This window comes from Thermaerobacillus caldiproteolyticus, assembly GCF_015326725.1.
GTDB lineage: Bacteria > Bacillota > Bacilli > Bacillales > Anoxybacillaceae > Thermaerobacillus > Thermaerobacillus caldiproteolyticus.
Genome location: NZ_CP064060.1, coordinates 2,026,656 through 2,050,267, shown reverse-complemented (window position 1 = coordinate 2,050,267; position 23,612 = coordinate 2,026,656). Strand labels below are relative to the sequence as shown.

The following is a 23,612-nucleotide window of genomic DNA, read 5'->3' as shown; positions in this document are numbered from 1 at the left end:
GGAGAGAATGTGCTATGCTTCATCGTTATTTGCCGATGACGGAAGAAGATAAACAAGAGATGCTGAAAGTAATTGGCGTTGACTCGATAGATGAACTGTTTTCCGATATTCCAGAAAGCGTGCGCTTTAATCGTGACTATCATATTAAAAAAGCGAAATCAGAACCGGAATTAATGAAGGAGTTAACAGCACTTGCTGCAAAAAATGCCGACATTAAACGTTATACTTCGTTTCTTGGCGCAGGAGTATACGATCACTACATTCCTATCATTGTCGACCATGTTATTTCCCGTTCGGAATTTTATACAGCCTATACACCGTATCAGCCGGAAATTTCACAAGGGGAATTGCAAGCGATTTTTGAATTCCAAACGATGATTTGTGAATTGACGGGAATGGATGTCGCCAACTCTTCGATGTACGATGGCGGTACCGCGCTTGCCGAAGCGGCATTGTTAAGTACAGCGCATACGAAAAAGAAAAAAGTGCTTCTATCGAAAGCCGTTCATCCAGAATATCGCGACGTTGTGAAGACGTACGCGAAAGGACCGGGGCTTGAAGTCATTGAGGTTCCAATTCAAAACGGTGTGACTGATCTTGAAGCGTTACAAGCCGAAATGGATGACCAAGTTGCCTGTGTCATTGTCCAGTATCCGAACTTTTTCGGACAAATTGAACCGCTAAAAGACATTGAACCGATTGCTCATGCAGGAAAAAGCATGTTCGTTGTCGCAAGCAATCCGCTTGCCCTTGGCATATTAACCCCGCCGGGCAAGTTTGGAGCAGACATCGTTGTTGGTGATGCTCAGGTCTTCGGAATTCCAACGCAATTTGGCGGACCGCATTGCGGATACTTTGCCGTAAAATCGGCGCTTATGCGAAAGATTCCGGGGCGCCTCGTCGGCCAAACGACAGATGAAGAAGGACGCCGCGGTTTCGTCTTAACGCTGCAAGCGCGTGAACAACATATTCGCCGCGATAAAGCCACATCGAATATTTGCTCCAACCAAGCGTTAAATGCTTTAGCTGCTTCTGTTGCAATGACAGCACTCGGCAAAAAAGGCGTAAAAGAAATGGCAACGATGAACATTCAAAAAGCGCATTATGCGAAAGCGCAGTTGGTTGAACATGGCTTCGACGTGCCGTTTACGGGACCGTTCTTTAATGAGTTCGTTGTCCGCCTTGATCAGCCTGTCAAGGAAGTCAACAAGCGCCTGCTTGAAAAAGGGATTATCGGCGGATACGATGTCGGACACGATTATCCGGAGCTGGAAAACCATATGCTAATTGCGGTAACAGAATTGCGGACAAAAGAAGAAATTGACACGCTTGTGAAGGAATTGGGGGATATTCATGCGTAAAGATCAACCACTTATTTTCGAACTCAGCAAACCTGGTCGTATCGGTTATAGTTTGCCAGCACTTGATGTTCCTGAACTGAACATCGAGAAAGTGATTCCAGCCGATTACATTCGTACGGAAGAACCAGAACTTCCGGAAGTGTCTGAACTTGATATTATGCGCCATTACACCGCGTTATCGATGCGTAATCACGGCGTCGATTCCGGCTTTTATCCGCTCGGATCTTGTACGATGAAATACAATCCGAAAATCAACGAAAACGTCGCCCGCCTGCCTGGATTTGCGCATATTCATCCGCTTCAGCCGGAAGAAACGGTACAAGGAGCGCTTGAGTTAATGTATGATCTGCAAGAGCATTTAAAAGAAATTACCGGCATGGATGCCGTAACATTGCAACCGGCGGCAGGGGCGCATGGAGAATGGACTGGCTTAATGATGATTCGTGCATATCACGAAGCAAACGGCGATTATAAGCGCACAAAGGTCATTGTTCCAGACTCTGCGCACGGAACAAACCCAGCTTCGGCTACGGTGGCAGGTTTTGAAACGATTACGGTGAAATCAACAGAAAGCGGTTTAGTCGATTTAGAAGACTTAAAACGCGTCGTCGGCCCAGATACAGCCGCACTTATGTTAACGAATCCGAACACACTTGGCTTATTTGAAGAAAACATTTTAGAAATGGCACAAATCGTTCATGAGGCCGGCGGAAAACTGTACTATGATGGTGCGAACTTAAACGCCGTATTAAGCAAAGCAAGACCGGGGGATATGGGCTTTGACGTCGTGCATTTGAACCTTCATAAAACGTTTACCGGTCCTCACGGCGGTGGCGGTCCAGGTTCTGGTCCAGTCGGCGTCAAAGCGGATTTGATTCCATTTTTACCAAAACCGGTCGTCTCAAAAGGAGAAAATGGCTACTATCTTGACTACGACAGACCGCAAGCAATCGGTCGCGTAAAACCATTTTACGGCAACTTCGGCATTAACGTTCGTGCGTATACGTATATTCGCTCCATGGGTCCGGACGGCTTGAAAGCGGTTACGGAATACGCCGTATTAAATGCCAACTACATGATGCGCCGTTTAGCCGAGTATTACGACTTGCCATATGATCGTCATTGCAAACACGAGTTTGTCTTGTCCGGCAAACGGCAAAAGAAATTGGGTGTGCGTACGCTTGATATTGCAAAGCGGCTCTTAGATTTCGGCTACCATCCGCCAACGATTTATTTCCCGCTCATTGTCGAAGAGTGCATGATGATTGAGCCGACGGAGACAGAATCAAAAGAAACGTTAGATGCTTTTATTGATGCGATGATTCAAATCGCTAAAGAAGCCGAAGAAAATCCAGAAATCGTTCAAGAAGCACCACATACTACCGTTGTCAAACGGTTAGACGAAACTACCGCAGCGCGCAAGCCAATCTTGCGCTATCAAAAACGGTAGAAAATAGAAAAAGCGATTCATCCCATTGTGGGTGAATCGTTTTTTGTAAATATTATCGAGGAATATGGCGAGCTTTACAGTCGATAAACCGAACAGTATAAAAACTTATGTGCTGTGAAGACAAACTAAAAAATCAGAGATCCACCATAACCCGGTGAATCTCTATTTTTTCTTCACTTTCCCTGTCCATTGTTTAAAGCCGCCTTTTAAATGGTAAAGGTCGCGATATCCTTTTCGGTAAAGCATTTGGGCGGCACGACCACTGCGCAGTCCGCTTTGACAGTATAAATAAATCGGTTGATCTTTTCGTAATTCTTTCATACGCAGACGCAATTGCGTAAGTGGAATATTACGTGCTCCTAAAATATGGCCAGCTGCATATTCATCCGGCTCGCGAACATCGATTAGTTGTGCTTTGCGATAACCAGCACGAAACTCCTCTTCCGTCAGCGCTTTCACCATTTTTCGCTGCATGAGATATGTCACGACGGAATAGACAATAATCGCACCGAGGACAATGAGTAGTACTGTCACGAGTGTAGCCCCCTTTTTCTTCATTCGACAACTTCTATTATATAAGCGTTATCTTTGAGAAGCAAAGCATTTTCCATAGCTCTTTTAAATTCCTTGGAAACGTAGTATCTTTCATCATAGAGGAGCCTTCTTTCTTAAGAGTAATAGCTTATTACTATTAGCAAGAAGAGAATCCTCTTTCTATATTTTTGTTTGTCATTCACCCCCGATAGCGTTTTTCTTTCCATGATTCGTTTTGTTTGTTAAACTAGTAAGCGCGAATTCAAAGATAAAGAAGGGTTGAAAGATGGAAAAAGAAAGATGGCGATTTATTGACTCTGGTTATTGTTCTCCAGCGTTTAATATGGCGCTTGATGAAGCACTGCTTGATTGGCATAGCGAAGGAAAAATTCCGCCGACGATTCGGTTTTACGGTTGGAATCCGCCGACATTGTCGATTGGATATTTTCAAAAAGTCGAAAAAGAGATTGATATGGATGCGGTTAAAAAACATGGACTTGGTTTTGTCAGAAGACCGACAGGCGGACGTGGCGTTCTTCACGACAAAGAATTAACGTACAGCGTCATCGTTTCCGAGGAACATCCTGACATGCCGAAAACGGTGACAGAAGCCTATCGCGTTATCTCCCAAGGTATTTTAGAAGGATTTCGCCTGCTAGGATTGGACGCCTATTTTGCTGTTCCGAAAACAGAACAAGAAAAAGCGGACTTGAAAAATCCGCGTTCCGCTGTTTGCTTTGATGCTCCATCTTGGTACGAGCTTGTTGTCGAAGGAAGAAAAGTGGCGGGAAGTGCGCAAACAAGACAAAAGGGTGTCATTTTACAGCACGGTTCGATTTTGCTTGACCTAGATGAGGAGCTATTGTTTAGTCTGTTTAAATATCCAAATGAACGTGTGAAAGAGCGTCTGCAGCGCAATTTTAAACATAAAGCAGTCGCAATCAATGAATTAACGGATCGAAAAGTAACGATCGAAGAAGCCAAAGAAGCGTTTTATAAAGGCTTCGAGCAGGGGCTTGACATCATTTTGGAGCCATATGTGTTATCGGAAGAAGAAATAGAGTACGTCAACGAGCTCGCTAGAAAAAAATATGAAAGCGACGAATGGAATTTTAGACGATAAAGTGCGGTATGAAGCGGCATTCATTTTTCTCCTCTTTCGGCAACCTTGAAAATGTTTCATTTGTCGGCAAAAAGGATGGAATTTTGGCGATTCCCTCCTTTTTTCGCCATTTTCTATTGTTTTTTTGATTTGACAAAATGATAAATAATTGACCTAAAACACAATATATAGTATGTATTATTAAAAAAATCATACTATATATTGTTTTTTTGTTGATTTCTTTTAGGACGATATGGTAACTTAAACTAGACAGAATATGCAGGCAGAAATATGATGTAGAACTAGAAAGAAGAGGAGAGATTGGAAAATGACGGTGGTGTCTTCGGAAAAAATGAGTATTAATATTGAAAAGCTGAATGAGGATATTCGCCTTTTTCCACAAGTACATCCGATTACTGAGGATATGCATATCACCCATAAAGGCGTTTCCCGTTTAGTGATGCTAGACCGTTATTCCTTTAAAGACACAGAAAAGTTGACGCTAAGTGTCGGCGACTTTGTTGTGCTCACCGTAAAAGAGGACCCGAAATTTCCAGCCCGCGGACTCGGCTTTATTGTCGATATTGATTGGGAAAGTAAAAAAGCACAAGTGCTCGTTGAAGAAGAATATCGGAACGTATTAGAAGGAGAAGAAGCAGAAACAGGCATTGTCGTCCGCTCACTCGATACGATTGATAAGCCGCTTGAAATTTTTTATGAACAAATCGCGAAACGGAATGCGACAGGTCTTTCCGCTGTCGAAAAAACAGAAGAAAAACGAAAAGAATGGTTTGAAAAATTTTATCAAGAACTTGTCAATTTGAATTTTGTTCCGGCGGGGCGCGTGCTTTACGGTGCCGGATCAGGTACGGAAGTGACGTATTTTAATTGTTATGTGATGCCGTTTGTCAAAGACTCGCGCGAGGGAATTTCCGAACATCGCAAACAAGTAATGGAAATTATGAGCCGCGGTGGTGGCGTCGGTACAAACGGTTCGACATTACGTCCACGCAACACATTAGCGCGCGGTGTTAACGGCAAATCGTCCGGATCCGTCTCATGGCTCGATGACATTGCCAAGCTTACCCATCTTGTTGAGCAAGGTGGCTCCCGTTAATTAGCGCCAAACGGCGGGAGTAAAATCTCGTGAATTGCTGGGACACCCTAAAGCCAACTTGACCACAACGTAGCTGGCAACGGCAAGCGTGACGGTGTAAAAACAAGTTGGATGTAACAATGGGCGATCAGCAGCCAAGCATCTCTGGAAACGGAGATGAAGGTTCAGAGACTATCGAAACTTCCTAAGACATCAGTTAAGGAAGGAGTAGACTAAACGTGCGGTAACGCTCGTTTAGGGCACGAGACAAAGAGATTTATTCTCTTTGATGATATAGTCCGATCTCTAGTGAAAGCTAGAGAGCTAGGCAGAAATGACCTAGCCCACTTGTACGGAGTGAGTAACAAATTGCGTGGCGCACAAATGATTATGCTTGCTGATTGGCATCCGGACATTATTGAGTTCATCGTTTCCAAAATGCAAAATCCGCGCATTTTGCGTTATTTAATTGAAAATATGGAAGATGAGGGAATTAAAAAAGCGGCACAAGATAAATTAAAGTTTACGCCACTGACTGAGCAGGAACGTGCGATGTACCAAGGAATTGTCAACTATAAAAACATACCGGGTTATGGCGGATTCAGCGAACAAATTATTAAAGAAGCCGAAGAAAAATTGCGTGCAGGCGGCACATACAGCGTACATAACCCGGACTTTTTAACAGGTGCCAACATTTCCGTTTGCTTAACGAAAGAGTTTATGCAAGCCGTTGAAGAGGATAAAGAGTACGAACTGCGCTTCCCGGATGTAGAGACGTACTCGGAAGAAGAAATGCGCATTTATAACGAGAAATGGCATGAAGTCGGCGATGTTCGTGAATGGGAAAAAATGGGCTATCGTGTGCGCGTCTACCGTAAAATTCGTGCAAGAGAGCTTTGGAAGCTCATTAACATTTGCGCAACATATTCAGCTGAACCGGGTATTTTCTTTATCGATAACGCCAACGACATGACGAACGCAAGAGCGTACGGACAAAAGGTGGTTGCGACAAATCCGTGTGGTGAATGATTTGCCTCACGTTAAAAACTGCGGAATGAAGCAGGAACCCTGAGATGGGAACCTGAACCGAAGGCTGAGCCTAAAAACTCAGTCAGGGGCAACGCATAGGAGCTGAACCTTCAACAATAACCTCTTCATAAAGTTATGACAGGTTCAATTTATGTAATTAGAAATGTGATAAATGGAAAATGTTATGTTGGCCAGACTATCCAAAAAACAGAAGATAGACTTAAACAACACTACTCAATAGGAATCAAATACAACCAATGAAAAGCAGCGAACATAAGCCTGTTATTACTGAAGAGGAAAAATTGAAGATTGCACAACTGTATCGGGATGGACTGTCAACAAAAGAAATAGCTGCAATGCTGAATAGAAGTGAAAGAGGTATAAGAAGATACAGGGGTTATTGTTGAAGAATATAATGCTGTCAGAAAAAATCTGACCACTTAAAAGCTGACTATCTAAAAGCTTTTAAGTGCCCACGAGGCCGCAGCATTAGACGACATGTCTAATGAAAACGTATGCTGAACTAACGGGAAATGAACCGTTAGAACTATCGGATAAAAAGCCGATAGGGTAACAGAACTGGAACAACCACTCGCGCCGTATTCCGTGTGCAACTTGGCAGCGGTGAATTTAGCGAATATGGTCGACAAAGAAAAGAAAGTCGTCGACTACGAAAAGCTAAAACGCACCGTGGAAATCGGCGTGAGAATGCAAGATAACGTGATTGACGCAACCCCTTATTTCCTTGAGGAGAACAAAAAGCAAGCGCTCGGTGAACGCCGCATCGGTTTAGGTGTCATGGGATTGGCGGACTTGTTGATTTATTGCGAAAAAGAGTATGGGTCTGAAGAAGGCAACCAACTTGTCGATGAAGTGTTTAAAACGATTGCGACAACCGCGTACCGCGCGTCGATTGAGCTGGCGAAGGAAAAAGGCAGCTTCCCGTTCCTCGTTGGTGAAACGGAAGAAGAAACGCAAAAATTGCGACAAGCATTTATTAACACTGGCTATATGAAAAAGATGCCGGAAGATATTCGTCAAGACATTTTAAAATATGGCATTCGCAACTCACACTTGCTGACTGTGGCTCCGACGGGTAGCACTGGTACGATGGTCGGCGTTTCAACAGGATTAGAGCCTTATTTCTCATTCTCTTACTACCGCAGCGGCCGTCTTGGCAAGTTTATCGAAGTAAAAGCGGATATTGTTCAAGAATATTTGGACAAACATCCAGAAGCGGATCCGAACAACTTACCGCATTGGTTCGTGACAGCAATGGATTTATCGCCGGAAGCGCATGCCGATGTGCAATGCATCATTCAACGCTGGGTTGATTCAAGTCTTTCCAAAACCGTTAACGCGCCAAGAGGCTATACAGTCGAACAAGTCCAAAAAGTGTACGAGCGCCTATGGAGAGGCGGCGCAAAAGGCGGTACGGTTTATGTAGACGGCAGCCGCGATGCGCAGGTATTAACGTTGAAAGCGGAAGAAAACACGTTTGAAGAACAACTTGAATTAATTCCAGAAGAAAAAGGACAAGAAACAAAACGTGCTGTTGTGTTGGTTGATACGATTCAAGATTTGCGGGCAACAGATGTCACGATCGGCTCTGAAGTCGGCAACATTTGTCCGGTTTGCCGTGAGGGTACGGTTGAAGAAATCGGCGGCTGCAACACATGCACAAGCTGCGGTGCGCAGTTGAAGTGTGGACTGTAGTTTAACATAATTCCGAAAGAGTCAAAGGATTATTTACTCGGAAAAGGAGCTATCTCATGGCTTATGAGACAGCTCCTTTTTTATTGTTAGTTGAATAACATTAAATATTCTGAGAAATTAGTTCCTTCATTTAGATAGTTTTCTACGAGAATTTTTAATGGCTTAAAGGCTATCTATAGAAGGAATTTTTTCTGATGTGGCGAAACCTTTTTTGCTGAATGCAGATTTCTTTAAAACAAAAGAATCAAGTGCGATTGTGTTGTTTTATCAATTGGTAAGCGCTTAGTACTACTATATAAAAGAGAATGATTGGATTTCATTTTACGAAAGAGGGGATGGTTTTGAATGATATTGAGCAGATATTGTTTAAAGTTTAGTCAATTAAGTCAAGTTCAAAATGGACACAGCCCCCCTGCGAAAGGGCAATGTAGGGTAGTCGCCTTAGTGGAAATATTGAAAATACGTATGTCTGAAGATTGGCATTTTTACAATCGAATAAATGGCGAGTGCTATGATTTGATAGAATCTCAGTTTTCACAATCAATCCAATATGGCAATACACGTATTCAAACATTTTACTAATAATAAAATGGATGATCACGGAGCTAACTAGTTAAGGTGAATGAGTTAAACGTATCGGAGTAGTAAAGGACTTCAAGCCCGATAAAAGAACATGTTTCATGACCGTGAATGCGGTAAACACAAGATTGTGAAGGAGATCCTAAAAAGCTTTCGTGACTATATGGGGATTCTGGGTTAACGTCTCTATTTAGTTAAAAATAGAATAAATATGATAAAAGGATTGTGCTGGCACAATTCTTTTGTATTTGGAGGTTGGAACAATTGAAAGAGTTACAGTTAGAAAAAAACAGAAGTCATTACCGCTGGTTTGTGTTGTTTTTAGCCACATGGATTCAAGCAGCGGCGTCCCTTATCACGCAAGGAATTGGGCCATTGTCTACCTATTGGAAGGAAGTGTACGGTTTTTCGGAAACTCAAGCATCTGCTTTAGTTTCAGCGGTTAATATCGGTCCAATTTTATCGATGATGTTTCTTGGAAAAATGATTGATCGAAGCGGGGAGCGCTGGATATTAGGAATTTGTGCGGTGTTGCTTGGAATGACGATGGGAGGTTCCTTAGTAGCAAAGAATTTCGACATTTTATTCTTACTTTTAATCATTGTAGGGGTTTGGTACGGCGCGTCACAACCGGGAGGAAGTAAACTTATTACTCACTGGTTTACAGCGCAAGAGCGAGGAATCGCGATGGGAATTAGGCAGGTGGGAATTCCTTTTGGAGGGGCATTAGGCTCTGCTATTATTCCTTGGCTAGCTACCAAGTATCATGTAAGTGTAGCTATTTTATTTCCAGTTAGTTTGTCGATTATTAGCGGTCTGTTGTTTCTTTTATTATATCGAGATATACAAGGCTTAGATCATGTGAAAGACAAAGAACAGCGTGTTCGCTGGCATGAAATCATCAAAGATAAAAAATTATCCCCTGTCTTTTTAGCGGGAATATCGCTTGTTTCTCTTCAGTTCATTTTAGTTGCTCATTTTATGGCGTTTCTTATGAATCAGATTGGCATGTCATTCACTCATGCCGGGATGTATTTATCTTTAGTTCAACTATCAGGAATGATCGGAAGAATTGTTATTGCTTGGATTAGCGATAACATGTATAAAGGAAATCGAATTCGTCCTTTGATTATGTGTATTTGCCTTACAGTGGTTTCTATCTTTTTTCTCTTAGGATTGAACGAGAATACTCCACAATGGTTAATGATTATTGTAAGCATCTTATTAGGATTCTTCGGCATGGGATGGTACAGTTTATACATTGTTTATATTTCTGAAAATGCCTCAGAAAATCAAATTGCCTATACGGTCAGCATTGGATTGACTTTGAATCAAATCGCGATTGTATTTGCACCTTTTTTATTTGGTATTATCGTTGATTTTCAGCATGATTATCATTGGCCATGGTTTATACTGGCTGTACTAATCGCGTTAGCTGGAGTGAATTTATTGAAATTTTCGAAAGAGGATTATTTGAAAAATATTAATCAATCCCTGTAAGCAGATATCGTTCAAAAATGGATGGAAAAGTTTTTGTAACTATGAAAACAATGATTTTCATTCGTTTTTTTATATCGAAATTTGTATCTGCTCAGAGTGGTTATCATGTATTGGCGGCTTTCTGAGCAATCATCGCTCTCTATGTGGAAGAAGAGGGGAGAGGAGGAGGAAATTATCCTCCTTCTTGATTATTCTCCGAGCGGCAAGGAAACGATCATGGTTGTTCCTTTTCCTTTTGCGGATTCCACTTCAATTTCCCCGTGATGCATGGAGACGATTTTTTTCACAATTGAAAGGCCTAAGCCGCTTCCGCCACCTGAGCGGTTTCGCGATCGATCCGCTTTATAAAAACGCTCAAAAATATGCATTTTTTCCTCTTCTGACATCCCGATGCCTGTGTCGGAAATCACCACTTTTACGATCTGATCGTTTTTCTCAAGCCGGATGGAAATCGATCCGCCTTTGGGCGTGAATTTGATGCTGTTATGAAGCAGATTCATCCATACTTGATCGAGCAAGTCTTTGTCTGCTGTAATCTCCGTTTTGTCAAGCGAAATATCGATCTCCATCTCTTTTTCAAGCCATTGCGGTTCGCAGGCTAATACGATGTTTTTCAGTTGCTGATCAAGACGATACTTCTTTGGTTCGTAAGGATGATGATTTGATTCAAGAGAAGTGAGCTTTAAAAGGTTATCGCTTAATTTTGATAGTCGCTTGCTTTCGGCTTCAATAATATTGAGATAATGAAGCCGCTGCTCTTGGTCAAGCTCTTCATTCTTTAAGGCGTGAGTAAAACCGATAATCGAAGTAAGCGGTGATTGAATTTCATGCGATACATTTGATACAAATTCCTGGCGCATTTGTTCCATTTCATTCAATTCGTTAGCCATTCGGTTAATGCTTTCGATGAGTTCACGAAAGAAATTAGGTGACTCGTCGGGTACGGAGTCGGGTACGGATAAGCTCACATTGAAATTCCCGTTGGCAATTTGTTCGATTGTCTCTGTAATGGAATGGAAAAATTCGAACTGCTTTTCCCTCCATCGCGCAATCTTCGCAATGAGACGTATCGCTGTTCCTAGGATGGAAAGACCTAGTATAAAGTTTACGAGTTCCCGAAGATAATCAGAAGGTTGATAGCCGAGCTGGGCATACAAAAAGTTGGTGATGAAAAACGCCGCCGTCCAGCAAAGGACTAAAGAAATGAGAGCGGCGGAAAATCTGAATATAATAGCACGTAGGATCGTGAACTTCTTCATTTTTTTTGCACCTCTAAGCGGTAGCCCAGCCCGCGCACGGTATTAATTTTAAAACCGTACTCGGGGTCAGAAAAACGTTCGCGCAAACGTTTAATATGGACATCGACTGTCCGCTCGTCCCCTTCATAATCGTATCCCCAAATATCTTCGATTAATTGTTCTCTTGATAATGTTCTTCCCGGATAGCTTGCCAGCTTAAATAAAAGCTCAAACTCTTTTTTCGGGATCGTCAAAATGGAATCGTGGAAGGTAATCGTGTATGTTTTACGATCAAGATTCAAGTTTCCTGCTTGTACGGTCTGTGAAGCTGCTATTCGGTAACGCTTCAGTAAAGCTTTCACTCTGACAATCAGTTCAATCGGCTCAAACGGCTTGACCAGATAGTCATCAGCTCCAAGTTCAAACCCTTTCACTTTTTGGGATGTTTCACCTTTTGCGGTTAACATCAGGATAGGGATATCGGCAAACTGTCTCAGTTCTCGGCACAACTCCCAGCCATCCATAGTAGGCATCATAATGTCGAGAATAACCATATCAACTTTCACAGTTTCAAACAAAGAGAGGGCTTGTGCGCCATCAGCGGCTTCATAGATTTCAAAACCCTCTTTCTTCAATAGTACCGCTAATAATTCACGAATATGATCATCATCATCAACAATCAATATTTTTGCCATTTTTCTCATCCTTTTGCTACATTTTCGAATTTCTCTTCGCTGACCATTAATTGCTGATTTGCGAATTTCCGATATAAAGCGTGGGTGGAGAACAGTTCTTCATGAGTGCCGATTCCGGTTATTTCTCCTTTTTCCATAAAGAGAATTTGATCGGCGTTCACAACTGTCGATAGTCGATGGGCAATTACTAACGTAGTCCGCCCTTTCATTAAATTTTGCAAAGCTTTCTGAACGGCCATTTCTGACTGGCTGTCCAGATTGGAAGTAGCTTCATCGAGCAGCAAAATGCTCGGGTTCCTTAATAAAGCCCGCGCAATCGCAATTCGCTGACGTTGTCCGCCTGAAAGCTTTATCCCTCTTTCGCCCACCTCTGTATCGTATTTTAATGGTAATTCTTCAATAAAAGGAGAGGCGTACGCCATATCCGCAGCTTGTTTTAATTCTTGTTCGCTGACTTCTCGTTCTAATCCGTAGCAGATGTTCTCACGGATGGTGCCGGCAATAAGCGGGCTTTCCTGGGACACGTAGCCGATTTGCCGGCGCCATGAGGATAAGGAAAACGCATGGAGCGGCTCATCCCCTAATGTAATCGTGCCATCTGTCGGTTCATAATATCGTTCCAAGAGGGAAAAGAAGGTAGTTTTTCCGGCGCCACTTGGGCCTACAAGTGCAGTAAGCTTTCCGGGATGGATTGTAAAGTTTAAGTTTTTCAAGACTGTTTCCCCATTTTCATAAGCAAAGCTCAAATTCTTCACATGAATAGGATGGTTCACGTTTTTCACTTCTTTTCCCGACTGATAGTCTTCTTCAGGCTCGCTAAGTGTGGTCACAATCCGCTGGGTTGCTCCCATCGCTTTTTGCAGCTGCGTAAAAAATGTGCTAAACGCGGTAAGCGGCATGACCATTTGAAAGAGATATAAAATATAAGCAACCAAATCACCCGCGGTCATCGTTCCTGTTGAAACACGATATCCGCCAAAACCAAGAAGGATCACAAGTAGAGCCATCAAGACGAACATCATCAGCGGCATAATCATCGCTTGAACTTTCGCTTCTTTCAATCCGTAGAGAAATAAGCTCGTGATTCCTTTTTTTCCTTTTTCATATTCGATCGGTTCTGCATTCGATGATTTTACGAGCCGAATTTCTGACAATACTTGTGTTACCAAAGCGCTAAATCCTGCTGTTTCATCCTGTAATTTTTTAGAGATTTTAAACATCTGTCTTCCTAACGGCAGCAAAATTCCCACTGTTAACGGAATTAAAATAAACATAATAAGTGTCATTTTCCAATCTAAGTATAACAGTAAAATAATCGCCCCGATAATCGAAATGACTCCATTGAAGAAATTTGCTACATGCTCTGTAATTAAGCTTTTTACAACTGCTGTATCGTTTGTTACCCGGCTGACTGTTTCGCCAGTACGATGACGATCGTAATAAGGGATTGACAATACCAGTAGTTTTTTCCAAAGCTGCTCCCTTAATCCTGAAACGATTTTTCCCCTGTATAATTGATTAAGTAAATCGAGAAGCCGCTGAAAATCATGCGGGCAATAAAAACTCCAATTAATAGTGCGATGGTCATTTTGTTTAAAGTAGCTAATGTAAAACCGTCCACTAATTTTTTGGTAAACATCGGAATAATTAAGCTAACAATTGTGGACGTCAAACTTAAGAAAATAGCTGTGATCATTACTGCCTTTGACGGTTGAGTTGTTTTGATCAACTGAATAAAAGACCGAAAATCGGCTTTGTCCTGTAGTTGTTTTTCCATCTCTTCATCATCACTTCCTTTCTGATGCAATGAACTTCTCTGCATATTATCTTACATAATTTTTGTGAATGGAATATGAACGAATAAAAGTATGCTCTATCACACATTGAATTCCAGCTACGATTCGTGAGGGAAAGTGCGTCTGTAGGGGATGCAGAGGGAGATTACAATGATTTAGGGAAGAGTATCTGTCACGATATTTTGGGGCTTTTCGTTCATACTAAACCATAAGCATGAACGAAAATGAGGTGAAGTGATGAAACCGTTTATTCCACAGCTTGTTTATTTTGAACCAGAAGCGCTTCATTATCCGCTCGGAAAGGAGCTGAAAGAGAAATTTGAAAACATGAATATTGAAATTCGCGAAACGACGTCGCATAATCAAGTGCGCGGCATTCCAGGAGAGAATGAGTGGCAAAAATATCGGAACGCGAAATCAACGCTTGTGGTCGGTGTCAGACGAACTCTCAAATTTGATACATCGAAACCATCGGCTGAATATGCGATTCCGCTTGCGACAGGATGCATGGGTCATTGCCATTATTGTTATTTACAGACGACGCTTGGCAGTAAACCGTACATTCGCGTCTATGTCAATTTGGACGATATTTTTGCCCAAGCACAAAAATATATAAGCGAGCGCGCTCCTGAGATTACGCGCTTTGAAGCGGCATGTACATCTGATATTGTCGGTATCGACCATTTGACGCATTCGTTGAAAAAAACGATCGAATTTATTGGGGAAACCGAGTATGGAAGGCTTCGCTTTGTGACCAAATATGAGCATGTCGACCATCTGTTAGATGCGAAACATAATGGGAAAACTCGGTTTCGCTTCAGCGTCAATTCCCGGTATGTCATTAAAAACTTTGAACCGGGAACGTCATCGTTTGAAGCACGGCTGCAAGCGGCAAGAAAAGTGGCTAACGCCGGCTATCCGCTTGGATTTATTGTCGCACCGATTTATATACATGACGGGTGGGAAGAAGGATATTTCGAATTGTTTCAACATCTCGCACATCAATTGAAAGGCATCGATTTGTCGACCGTCACGTTTGAACTGATTCAACACCGATTTACGAAACCAGCGAAGGCGGTCATTCAAAAGCGTTATCCAAAAACGAAGCTCGATTTAGATGAAAACAAGCGGAAATATAAATGGGGAAGATACGGAATCGGTAAATACGTTTACCCGGATGACGATGCCATGCGGCTCGAAATAACCATGCGTCATTATATTGCACAATTTTTTCCAGGGGCAGAAGTACAATATTTTACGTAATTCACTCTTTGTCTTGTTATTTCAATGCAGCATGGTATAATAATACTGATTGCTATTTTTGGATAAGTATTGGTTATATGGGAGGGGACGTTATGCCGACACCAAGTATGGAGGACTATATTGAGCAAATTTACATCTTAATTGAAGAAAAAGGTTATGCCAGAGTATCGGATATTGCTGAGGCATTGTCCGTTCATCCCTCCTCTGTTACAAAGATGGTGCAAAAATTGGATAAAGATGAGTATTTAGTATATGAGAAATATCGTGGTCTCGTTTTAACGGCGAAGGGAAAGAAAATCGGCAAGCGACTTGTTTATCGTCATGAATTGCTTGAGCAATTTATGCGCATCATTGGTGTTGATGAGGAAAATATTTATCAGGATGTAGAAGGAATTGAACATCATTTAAGCTGGAATGCAATTGATCGCATCGGGGATTTAGTGCAATATTTTCAAGAAAACCCTGAACGTATTCAAGCGCTTCGTAACATTCAAAAACAAAATGAGCAAAGTGAAGAGTAAGAGGTTCTTACTCTTTTTTATTTTCCGTACTAAATTTGCCTCTTCCCTCTTAAACATATAAAAGAACGGTAATGGAGGGAGAGCAACATGGAGATTGACATCGTGTTTTCCGGAGGTGGAGTGAAAGGATTTGCGCTCATTGGGGCGTATGAGGCGATTGAGGCAAAGGGATTTCGGTTCAAGAGGCTCGCGGGAACAAGCGCTGGTTCGATTGTGGCAGCACTTATTGCTGCTGGGTATACAAGCCGGCAAATGATCGATCTTATCGATGAATTAGAACTGCGCCATTTTTTAGATGAGCGTACACTCGTATCACCGTTTTCATTTATGAAATGGTTGCTGCTTTATTGGCGAATGGGATTGTATAAGGGGCAAGCATTAGAACAATGGATGGAGGATGTGTTAGCAGCGCAAGGAGTGAAAACATTTGCTGATTTGCCAAGCGATTGCTTGTATATCGTTGCTTCGGATGTGACAAATGGGCGCCTTCTCATTTTGCCGGATGACCTGCCATTATACGGCATTGATCCAGGCACGTTTTCTGTAGCGAAAGCGGTACGAATGAGTGTGAGCATTCCGTATTTTTTTGAACCAGTCAAATTGCAGACAGGCAGAGGAAAACATGTTGTTGTCGATGGGGGAGTGCTCAGCAATTTTCCTCTTTTTTTATTCGATGATGAAGAAAAGAAAATGAAAAAGAGGCCTGTGCTAGGAATTCAACTTAGTGCGAAACTGAATGAACGACCAAAAAAGAAAATTAGAAACGCGATTGAATTGTACGAGGCGTTATTTATGACAATGAAAGAAGCTCATGACGCCCGCTATATTTCGCGGCGCCATGAAAAAAATATCGTTTTTCTTCCTGTTCGGCATCTACTTTCGACAGAATTTGTGATTACGAAAGAGGAGAGGGATCGTTTAATAGAGTATGGAAGAACGAAAACCGAACAATTTTTAAGAAAATGGACGTATTAAACAAAGAAAGAATCAAGCTAAAATAAGGCTCGATTCTTTTTTTTTCCTTTTTTTCCTTCGATGACTGTCAAATGCGTCGTTGTCCGTTTTTTTGATAGTCGTTTCGCTTTCAGTTGTGTTTTTCGTCTATGGTCAGGATGTAATTTTTTCGATTGATGGACCGCTTTTAAGTAAGAAGTGTGTTCTTTGTTCATACGGCGTTTGTAAAGTAATTGATATAACGCATAAATGGCGACTATTGCGAAACTGATAAAGAGGATTCTCCGAAACAGTGTAGCTGGATGTTCCCATAGGACGTACACAAAGCCAAAAGCTCCTAAAAAAAGAATAAGCGCAGCAAATGGATGGATCGTGCGGCGACGCAATTTGTGCACCTCCTTCAAGTAATCTTTACCGAATCGCCTCTGTTCTCTCGCTTTCGCCGTTTTCTTCTAAACGAAGTAGCTCTTGAAAAGATGCGATCGCTACTTCGACTTGGTCATCGCTCGGTTCTTTTGTCGTTAATAGCTGTAACCATAAGCCAGGATATCCAAGCCAACGTAAAATCGGAATATCTCTTAATTTATTTGTAAACTGTAACACTTCAAAAGAGATACCGAGCACAACTGGAATTAACGCAAGACGGTCTACCACTCTTAGCCAAAGCGGATCCGTTGGCACAGCCATATAAACGAATACACCGACGACCACAGTGAATAAAATAAAGCTGCTACCGCAACGGTAATGAAGTCGTGATGCCTGTTGCACGTTTTCGACGGTGAGCGGCTGACCACTTTCGAACGCGTTAATCACTTTATGTTCCGCTCCATGATATTGAAAGACTCGTTTCACAAGCGGAGTAAGAGAAATAAAGTAAATGTATGCAAGAAGCAATAATAGTTTAAATGTTCCCTCTACTAAAATTTGTGCTATTTTTGACGGAAAAAGCGGCTTAGTAAATGCAGCCAAGAATACAGGGATAACGGTAAAAAGAAACTTTCCGAATAGAAACGATAAGACCCCAACAATGGCTACACCAAAAACAAGAGACAGCTTGGATGATTCGGTCTTCGTCTCTGTCAGCGCTTGATCGTCTTTCGGATCAAGATCGTAGCGCTCACTAGCAAATTGCAAATGTTTTGCCCCGTTTGCGCTCGCTTCCAAAATCGCAATAATCCCGCGGATAAACGGAATCTTTTTGAGAAATGATAAGGTTGAGTTCGTTTGACGAGGCAAGTGAAAATATTCGATTGTCTGGTCTTTTCGGCGAATCGCGGTGACGGAATATTTTTTGCCCGCAAACATCACACCTTCTACAACCGCTTGGCCGCCATATATCGGTTTTGTCAATTTCTCCATCGTTTACACCAACCTATTTCTATATTTATGATTCTATTCTACAAGAAATCGCTGGAAACCTCTAGGTTGATGCTATGATTATCATTTCCAAAAAATGAAACGTCTAGACATGTTGTCATGATTTTTTTATTTATTCATGAGTTGATGTGTGTCAGGTCATACTAAAAAAGGAGGTGTCAAGCACAAATGGAACAAACAAAAGATAATCATCACCAACTTGAACAAAATAAACGTGAACAACCGATGTCATTATTAATGAAAGTTATGATCACTGGATTTGTTGGTGGTGTGTTTTGGAGCTCATTAGGATATTTAGCGTATTTTTTTCACTTTACAGAACTGAGTCCGAACATGATTTTGCACCCGTGGGCACTTGGCGATTGGAAATATGGGAAGCTTGGTAATTACATCGCCATCTTTTTGATTGGCTTAATATCTATATTAGTTGCATTCATTTATTATGCCTTTTTCAAACAAATGAAAAGCATGTGGGCTGGAATTTTCTATGGAGTTGCGTTATGGTTTATTGTGTTTTACGTATTGAATCCCATTTTTCCTAACCTACAGCCGGTTTCTGAATTAGAGCGAAATACGATTGTAACGACGATTTGCCTATATATTTTGTATGGCGTATTTATCGGTTATTCTATTTCATTTGAAGCGCAAGAAATGAATCGTCAAACGCAAATGCAAGCAACAAATGAGTAGTGAAGAGATGTGCTTTATGGTAAAATATGATTGTTTAAACATTCTTTCGATTTTCTTAAAGGGGTTACAAAAATGGCGCATTTTCTTCTCATTAACGGGCCAAATTTAAATCGTCTTGGCCAGCGTGAGCCGCAGATTTACGGAAGTGAAACATTAAACGATCTAGAGCAACAATTAATTTCTTTTGCAGCGGAGCATAAAGCAGAGCTAACTTGTTTTCAAAGCAACTATGAGGGAGCGATTATCGAACAAATTCATGCCGCGGATGGCAAATATGATGGTATCGTCCTTAACGCTGGTGCGTTTACTCATTATAGTTATGCGATTAGGGATGCCATTGCTAGTGTCAATGTCCCTGTGATTGAAGTACATATTTCCAATATTCACGCCCGCGAGCCGTTTCGCCATGTGTCGGTCATTGCGCCTGTTACGATTGGACAAATTGTCGGTCTCGGTTTCACTGGCTACCGGCTGGCGATACTTGCACTATTAGAAAAGATCGAAGGGAGAGCGGAAACGTGGAAAAAATAGAAAAACTACGCGCGTATTTTGATGAGTACGGAATCGATGGAATGCTAATTACAAACGGATACAATCGTCGCTATATGACGGGCTTTACAGGCACGGCAGGGGTGGCAGTCATCGGAAAAACAAACGCGGTTTTTATTACCGATTTCCGCTATGTAGAGCAAGCTTCAAAGCAAGTGGAAGGCTATGAAATTGTACAGCATACAGGTCTGATTATAGAAGAAGTAGCGAAGCAAGTGGCTCGTCTCAACATTCAAAAACTTGGATTTGAACAAGAAGATCTTTCTTACGCTATGTTTAAAGCATACGAAAAAGACGTGCAAGCTGAGCTTGTCCCTGTTTCCCATGTGATCGAAAAGTTACGCTTGATTAAGTCCGAGTCAGAGATTAAGATATTAAAGGAAGCGGCGGAAATTGCCGATGCAGCGTTTCAACATATTCTTCATTTTATTCGCCCTGGTGTTACAGAAATCGAGGTTGCGAACGAATTAGAATTTTTTATGAGAAAACAGGGGGCAACTTCGTCATCGTTTGATATTATCGTTGCATCTGGCTATCGTTCAGCATTACCACACGGAGTGGCAACCGATAAAGTCATTGAAAAAGGCGAACTCGTCACGCTTGATTTTGGCGCTTACTACAAGGGCTACTGTTCTGATATTACAAGAACAGTGGCGGTTGGCGAGATAAGTGATGAATTGAAAAAGATTTACGATATTGTGCTTCAAGCTCAGCTGCGTGGCATGACCGGCATCAAACCGGGAATGACAGGGCGTGAGGCCGATGCGCTTACCCGTGATTACATCACCGAGCAAGGCTATGGAGATTACTTTGGCCACTCTACCGGTCACGGAATCGGGCTTGAAGTGCATGAAGGACCGGCATTATCTGCTCGTTCCAACGTTGTGTTAGAACCGGGAATGGTCGTGACGGTAGAACCAGGCATTTACATAGCAGGGCTTGGCGGTGTGCGCATTGAAGACGACACTGTTGTCACAAAGGATGGTAATGAATCGCTGACTCATTCGCCAAAAGAATTAATCACTTTATAATATTTGCAAGTAGGAGGATATCGGTCAATGATTTCAGTAAACGATTTTCGTACCGGTTTAACTATTGAAGTGGATGGTGACATTTGGCGTGTCATCGAGTTCCAACACGTCAAACCTGGAAAAGGGGCAGCATTCGTTCGTTCGAAGCTTCGCAACCTTCGTACAGGTGCCATTCAAGAGAAAACGTTCCGCGCTGGTGAAAAAGTAAACCGAGCGCAAATTGATAATCGAAAAATGCAATATTTATATGCAAACGGTGACCAACATGTATTTATGGACACTGAAACATATGAACAAATTGAGCTTTCTTCCAAACAAATCGAGTATGAATTAAAATTCTTGAAAGAAAACATGGAAGTATTCATTATGATGTACCAAGGCGAAACGATTGGTGTCGAGCTTCCAAACACTGTTGAGCTAAAAGTTATTGAAACAGAGCCTGGCATTAAAGGAGACACCGCTTCTGGAGGCTCCAAACCAGCTACATTAGAAACTGGGCTTGTCGTTCAAGTTCCATTCTTTGTAAACGAAGGCGATACATTAATCATCAATACAGCGGATGGCACATACGTATCTCGTGCGTAAATAAGCCCTTTCAGCTCCTTGCTTTTTAGCAAGGAGCTTTTTATTTTTTCCGCATAAATTGCTTCTGAAAATCATTATTTCTGCATACGTTTGTACTAATCATTTTTTTGTATGCAGGAGGAAATTATGAAGCGGTGGTTATTAATTATTGAACCAGCCGTTCTCACGATGGCAGGGATACGCCTTTTGTCGGCAACGATTGAATTGATAGCCGCTCTTGTGATGCTTTCGCTTAACGATGTCAAAAAGGCAGTGGCTGTGAATGCGTTGCTAGCTGTCATCGGTCCGGTTATTTTTATCACCACGATGACGATTGGTCTTCTCTCGTTGACGGACGAGCTTTCATTTTCTAAATTATTGTGGATTGCCCTTGGGATTGCGCTTATTTTATTTGGGATTTATAAGTGAGTCATAATTCATCATGCTGTTCCATAAATATGGAACGAGTCCAATGAGTAAGGAGGAGGAGCAAGTGCAAGCGATATTCGAGGTGTTGCCGAAATCTATAGCGTCTACACTTCAACAATTACCTCCTTCGATGTGTGAGCACATAGAAGAGATTCGCGTTCGGATTCAACGGCCTTTAGAAGTGCTGGAGAAAGGAAAAGCTCATTTTCTTCCGTATCGCGTGACGGCGGAAGATGGCATTCATCTGTTAAATAAATTGAGTCAATATTCCATTTATGCGATAGAAGAAGAACTCAAACGAGGATTTATTACGATCCAAGGAGGACATCGTGTTGGACTAGCTGGAAAAGTCATTACTGATGGAGGAAATGTGAAAGCCATTCGTCATGTTACTTCTTTTAATATTCGGATTGCCAAACAAAAAATAGGTGTGGCCTCTCCGCTTCTTCCATATCTTTATGATGGCCGCTGGTGCAATACGATGATTATCGGCTCACCACAAACCGGAAAAACAACGCTGCTCCGTGATTTAGCTCGAATGATGAGCAAAGGTGTGACAGAACGGAACATTCCTTCCAAGAAAGTTAGCATCGTTGATGAACGTTCGGAAATTGCTGGGTGTGTTAAAGGAATTCCGCAATTTGATCTAGGAGACCGTGTCGATGTGCTCGATGCGTGTCCAAAGGCAGAAGGAATGATGATGATGATTCGTTCGATGAGCCCAGATGTGATCATTGTCGATGAAATCGGTCGTGCTGAAGATAGCGAGGCGGTTTTAGAAGCTGTTCATGCAGGAGTATGCATCTGTACGACTGTGCACGGGAGAGAATGGAATGATGTTTCCCAACGTCCGACATTGCGGCCTATTATTGAGCAAAACGTATTTGAACGGTTTATTGAATTAACGAATGAACATGGTCCGGGAACGATTCGGCGCATCCTCAATCAAACAGGAACGGTATTGTATGAACGAATGGGGGTGGGGCGATGAAACTCGTTGGAGCGTGCCTCATTTTATTGGCAACAACGTGGACAGGTTTTGAAGCATCACGCTTTTTAAGCGAGCGTCCTCTGCAATTACGGCAATTAAAAGCTGCTCTTCAATCATTAGAAGCAGAAATTATGTATGGTCATACTCCTTTAGTGGAGGCAGCTTCTCATATAGCGAAACAGATTACCCTGCCGCTATCTCGATTATTTGACGAGTTTGCCGCAAATCTTCAAATGGGAGAAGCGAGTGTCAAGGAAGCATGGGAACAAAGCTTAAAAGAGGTGTGGAAATCAACGGCTTTAAAACAGGGTGAATTTGAAATTATGAAGCAATTTGGCGAAACATTAGGGCAATACGACCGAATCGCACAACAAAAGCAGATTGCATTAGCGCTTGTCCATCTTGAACGTGAGGAACAAGATGCGCTGGAAAAGAAAGCACGCTATGAAAAAATGGCGAAAAGTCTAGGGGTACTGACGGGGCTACTGCTCATTATTTTACTGATGTAAACAGGAGGCAAAGCGAACATGGGCATTGATGTTGATATCATTTTTAAAATTGCTGGGGTTGGAATCGTTGTTGCATTTTTGCATACGGTGCTTGACCAAATGGGAAAAAAAGAATACGCCCAATGGGTAACTCTTCTTGGATTTATTTACATTTTATTTATGGTGGCATCCATTGTTAGCGATTTGTTTCAAAAAATTAAAGACGTATTTTTGTTTCAAAGTTAGGAGGGAGCCACGATTGAAATTTTACAAATTGTCGGATTAGGACTAATCGCAACATTTTTAGTGATTTTATTAAACGAACATAAATCGAGTGTCGCTTTTTTACTAACTGTTTTCGTTGGTTGCGTCATTTTTCTTTTCTTAGTCGATAAAATTAGTGACATTCTTCATATGTTACAAAAAATGGCGAATGATACAAAAGTAAATATGGTGTATTTCGAAACGATTTTAAAAATTATTGGGATTGCTTATATCGCTGAATTTGCCGCACAAATTTCCAAAGACGCTGGTCAAGGAGCGATTGCTTCGAAAATTGAACTCGGCGGAAAAATTTTAATTTTAGCGATGGCTATTCCGATTTTAACTGCAATTATCGAAACAGTCATCGGGTTAATCCCTTCCACATAACGCTTAAA

General features: G+C 41.8%; 24 protein-coding genes and 4 pseudogenes. 22 read left to right on the top strand and 6 right to left on the bottom strand.

All coding sequences use genetic code 11. The annotated features are described in order from the left end of the window. Positions 1-14 precede the first annotated feature (14 nt). Positions 15-1,361: an aminomethyl-transferring glycine dehydrogenase subunit GcvPA gene (gene gcvPA, locus ISX45_RS10225; RefSeq protein ID WP_194518905.1), complete on the top strand. Its 1,347-nt coding sequence runs from the start codon at positions 15-17 to the stop codon at positions 1,359-1,361. Beyond that, entirely contained in the window at positions 1,354-2,811 is a 1,458-nt protein-coding gene (gene gcvPB / locus ISX45_RS10220) for an aminomethyl-transferring glycine dehydrogenase subunit GcvPB (protein WP_194518904.1), read from the top strand. Before gcvPA ends, gcvPB begins: the two co-directional genes overlap by 8 nt. A gap of 162 nt (positions 2,812-2,973) precedes the next feature. Here the strand turns inward: gcvPB and ISX45_RS10215 are convergent, their stop codons facing one another. Further along, positions 2,974-3,345, bottom strand: a complete 372-nt coding sequence (locus tag ISX45_RS10215; RefSeq protein WP_194518903.1) for a rhodanese-like domain-containing protein — start codon at positions 3,343-3,345, stop codon at positions 2,974-2,976. A gap of 286 nt (positions 3,346-3,631) precedes the next feature. Here ISX45_RS10215 and ISX45_RS10210 point away from each other — a divergent pair, with 286 nt between their 5' ends. The 8 genes and pseudogenes from ISX45_RS10210 (at position 3,632) to ISX45_RS10180 (ending at position 10,367) form a co-directional block, all read left to right on the top strand. Further along, the gene (locus ISX45_RS10210; protein ID WP_181554379.1) at positions 3,632-4,468 is read left to right on the top strand and encodes a lipoate--protein ligase family protein; all 837 of its coding nucleotides are present in this window, start codon (positions 3,632-3,634) and stop codon (positions 4,466-4,468) included. Positions 4,469-4,775: 307 nt separating this feature from the next. Beyond that, positions 4,776-5,561 (top strand): annotated as a pseudogene (locus tag ISX45_RS10205) (ribonucleotide reductase N-terminal alpha domain-containing protein); the annotation flags it as partial. A gap of 354 nt (positions 5,562-5,915) precedes the next feature. After that, a pseudogene (locus tag ISX45_RS10200) lies at positions 5,916-6,569 on the top strand (vitamin B12-dependent ribonucleotide reductase); the annotation flags it as partial. A gap of 138 nt (positions 6,570-6,707) precedes the next feature. After that, positions 6,708-6,833: a GIY-YIG nuclease family protein gene (locus ISX45_RS20290; protein WP_181554377.1), complete on the top strand. Its 126-nt coding sequence runs from the start codon at positions 6,708-6,710 to the stop codon at positions 6,831-6,833. Beyond that, on the top strand, positions 6,830-6,979 hold the full coding sequence (locus ISX45_RS20285; RefSeq protein ID WP_181554376.1) for a helix-turn-helix domain-containing protein: 150 nt from the start codon (positions 6,830-6,832) through the stop codon (positions 6,977-6,979). Before ISX45_RS20290 ends, ISX45_RS20285 begins: the two co-directional genes overlap by 4 nt. A 175-nt stretch (positions 6,980-7,154) precedes the next feature. Continuing rightward, positions 7,155-8,288: pseudogene (locus ISX45_RS10185) on the top strand (vitamin B12-dependent ribonucleotide reductase); the annotation flags it as partial. 345 nt (positions 8,289-8,633) lie between these two features. After that, positions 8,634-8,870 (top strand): YunG family protein, encoded by a 237-nt coding sequence (locus ISX45_RS20405; RefSeq protein WP_458296328.1) that lies wholly within the window; start codon positions 8,634-8,636, stop codon positions 8,868-8,870. Positions 8,871-9,131: 261 nt separating this feature from the next. Then, a complete protein-coding gene (locus ISX45_RS10180; RefSeq protein ID WP_194518902.1) occupies positions 9,132-10,367 on the top strand; it encodes an MFS transporter in 1,236 nt (411 codons plus the stop codon). A gap of 188 nt (positions 10,368-10,555) precedes the next feature. On the opposite strand, the gene ISX45_RS10175 is transcribed toward ISX45_RS10180, so the two are convergent. The 3 genes and pseudogenes from ISX45_RS10175 to ISX45_RS10165 form a co-directional block, all read right to left on the bottom strand. Next, the gene (locus ISX45_RS10175) at positions 10,556-11,626 is read right to left on the bottom strand and encodes a sensor histidine kinase (protein WP_194518901.1); all 1,071 of its coding nucleotides are present in this window, start codon (positions 11,624-11,626) and stop codon (positions 10,556-10,558) included. Further along, entirely contained in the window at positions 11,623-12,300 is a 678-nt protein-coding gene (locus ISX45_RS10170; RefSeq protein ID WP_181554373.1) for a response regulator transcription factor, read from the bottom strand. Before ISX45_RS10170 ends, ISX45_RS10175 begins: the two co-directional genes overlap by 4 nt. Before the next feature lie 5 nt (positions 12,301-12,305). Then, a pseudogene (locus tag ISX45_RS10165) lies at positions 12,306-14,077 on the bottom strand (ABC transporter ATP-binding protein). A gap of 256 nt (positions 14,078-14,333) precedes the next feature. Between ISX45_RS10165 and splB the strand changes: the two are divergent. The 3 genes from splB to ISX45_RS10150 all read left to right on the top strand — a co-directional run bounded on the left by splB (position 14,334) and on the right by ISX45_RS10150 (position 16,855). Continuing rightward, entirely contained in the window at positions 14,334-15,359 is a 1,026-nt protein-coding gene (gene splB / locus ISX45_RS10160; protein ID WP_194518900.1) for a spore photoproduct lyase, read from the top strand. Positions 15,360-15,451: 92 nt separating this feature from the next. Further along, complete coding sequence (mntR, locus tag ISX45_RS10155; protein ID WP_181554371.1) at positions 15,452-15,880, top strand: transcriptional regulator MntR; 429 nt, start codon at positions 15,452-15,454, stop codon at positions 15,878-15,880. A gap of 87 nt (positions 15,881-15,967) precedes the next feature. Beyond that, positions 15,968-16,855, top strand: coding sequence for a patatin-like phospholipase family protein (locus ISX45_RS10150; protein WP_181554370.1), 888 nt, complete (start codon positions 15,968-15,970; stop codon positions 16,853-16,855). A 17-nt stretch (positions 16,856-16,872) separates the two neighbouring features. Here the strand turns inward: ISX45_RS10150 and ISX45_RS10145 are convergent, their stop codons facing one another. Together ISX45_RS10145 and ISX45_RS10140 are read right to left on the bottom strand one after the other, a co-directional pair. Then, positions 16,873-17,220 carry an SA1362 family protein gene (locus ISX45_RS10145; protein WP_181554369.1) on the bottom strand — a complete coding sequence of 116 codons (348 nt, stop codon included), beginning with the start codon at positions 17,218-17,220 and terminating at the stop codon, positions 16,873-16,875. 25 nt (positions 17,221-17,245) lie between these two features. Next, a complete protein-coding gene (locus tag ISX45_RS10140) occupies positions 17,246-18,193 on the bottom strand; it encodes a DUF1385 domain-containing protein (protein WP_194518899.1) in 948 nt (315 codons plus the stop codon). 186 nt (positions 18,194-18,379) lie between these two features. Between ISX45_RS10140 and ISX45_RS10135 the strand changes: the two genes are divergently transcribed. The 9 genes from ISX45_RS10135 (at position 18,380) to spoIIIAD (ending at position 23,604) form a co-directional block, all read left to right on the top strand. Beyond that, a complete protein-coding gene (locus tag ISX45_RS10135) occupies positions 18,380-18,901 on the top strand; it encodes a YqhR family membrane protein (RefSeq protein ID WP_181554367.1) in 522 nt (173 codons plus the stop codon). Between the two features lie 72 nt (positions 18,902-18,973). Continuing rightward, complete coding sequence (gene aroQ / locus ISX45_RS10130; protein WP_194518898.1) at positions 18,974-19,432, top strand: type II 3-dehydroquinate dehydratase; 459 nt, start codon at positions 18,974-18,976, stop codon at positions 19,430-19,432. After that, complete coding sequence (gene pepQ, locus ISX45_RS10125) at positions 19,420-20,481, top strand: Xaa-Pro dipeptidase (protein ID WP_181554365.1); 1,062 nt, start codon at positions 19,420-19,422, stop codon at positions 20,479-20,481. The genes aroQ and pepQ overlap by 13 nt, the downstream gene beginning before the upstream one ends. 27 nt (positions 20,482-20,508) lie before the next feature. Then, complete coding sequence (efp, locus tag ISX45_RS10120) at positions 20,509-21,066, top strand: elongation factor P (RefSeq protein ID WP_181554364.1); 558 nt, start codon at positions 20,509-20,511, stop codon at positions 21,064-21,066. A 126-nt stretch (positions 21,067-21,192) separates the two neighbouring features. Continuing rightward, positions 21,193-21,474: a YqhV family protein gene (locus ISX45_RS10115; RefSeq protein WP_181554363.1), complete on the top strand. Its 282-nt coding sequence runs from the start codon at positions 21,193-21,195 to the stop codon at positions 21,472-21,474. A 64-nt stretch (positions 21,475-21,538) separates the two neighbouring features. After that, entirely contained in the window at positions 21,539-22,465 is a 927-nt protein-coding gene (spoIIIAA, locus tag ISX45_RS10110) for a stage III sporulation protein AA (RefSeq protein WP_194518897.1), read from the top strand. After that, positions 22,462-22,974 (top strand): stage III sporulation protein SpoIIIAB, encoded by a 513-nt coding sequence (spoIIIAB, locus tag ISX45_RS10105; protein ID WP_194518896.1) that lies wholly within the window; start codon positions 22,462-22,464, stop codon positions 22,972-22,974. The genes spoIIIAA and spoIIIAB overlap by 4 nt, the downstream gene beginning before the upstream one ends. 18 nt (positions 22,975-22,992) lie before the next feature. Then, the gene (gene spoIIIAC, locus ISX45_RS10100; protein ID WP_027407755.1) at positions 22,993-23,199 is read left to right on the top strand and encodes a stage III sporulation protein AC; all 207 of its coding nucleotides are present in this window, start codon (positions 22,993-22,995) and stop codon (positions 23,197-23,199) included. Positions 23,200-23,217: 18 nt separating this feature from the next. Then, on the top strand, positions 23,218-23,604 hold the full coding sequence (gene spoIIIAD / locus ISX45_RS10095) for a stage III sporulation protein AD (RefSeq protein ID WP_181554850.1): 387 nt from the start codon (positions 23,218-23,220) through the stop codon (positions 23,602-23,604). Positions 23,605-23,612: the final 8 nt, after the last annotated feature.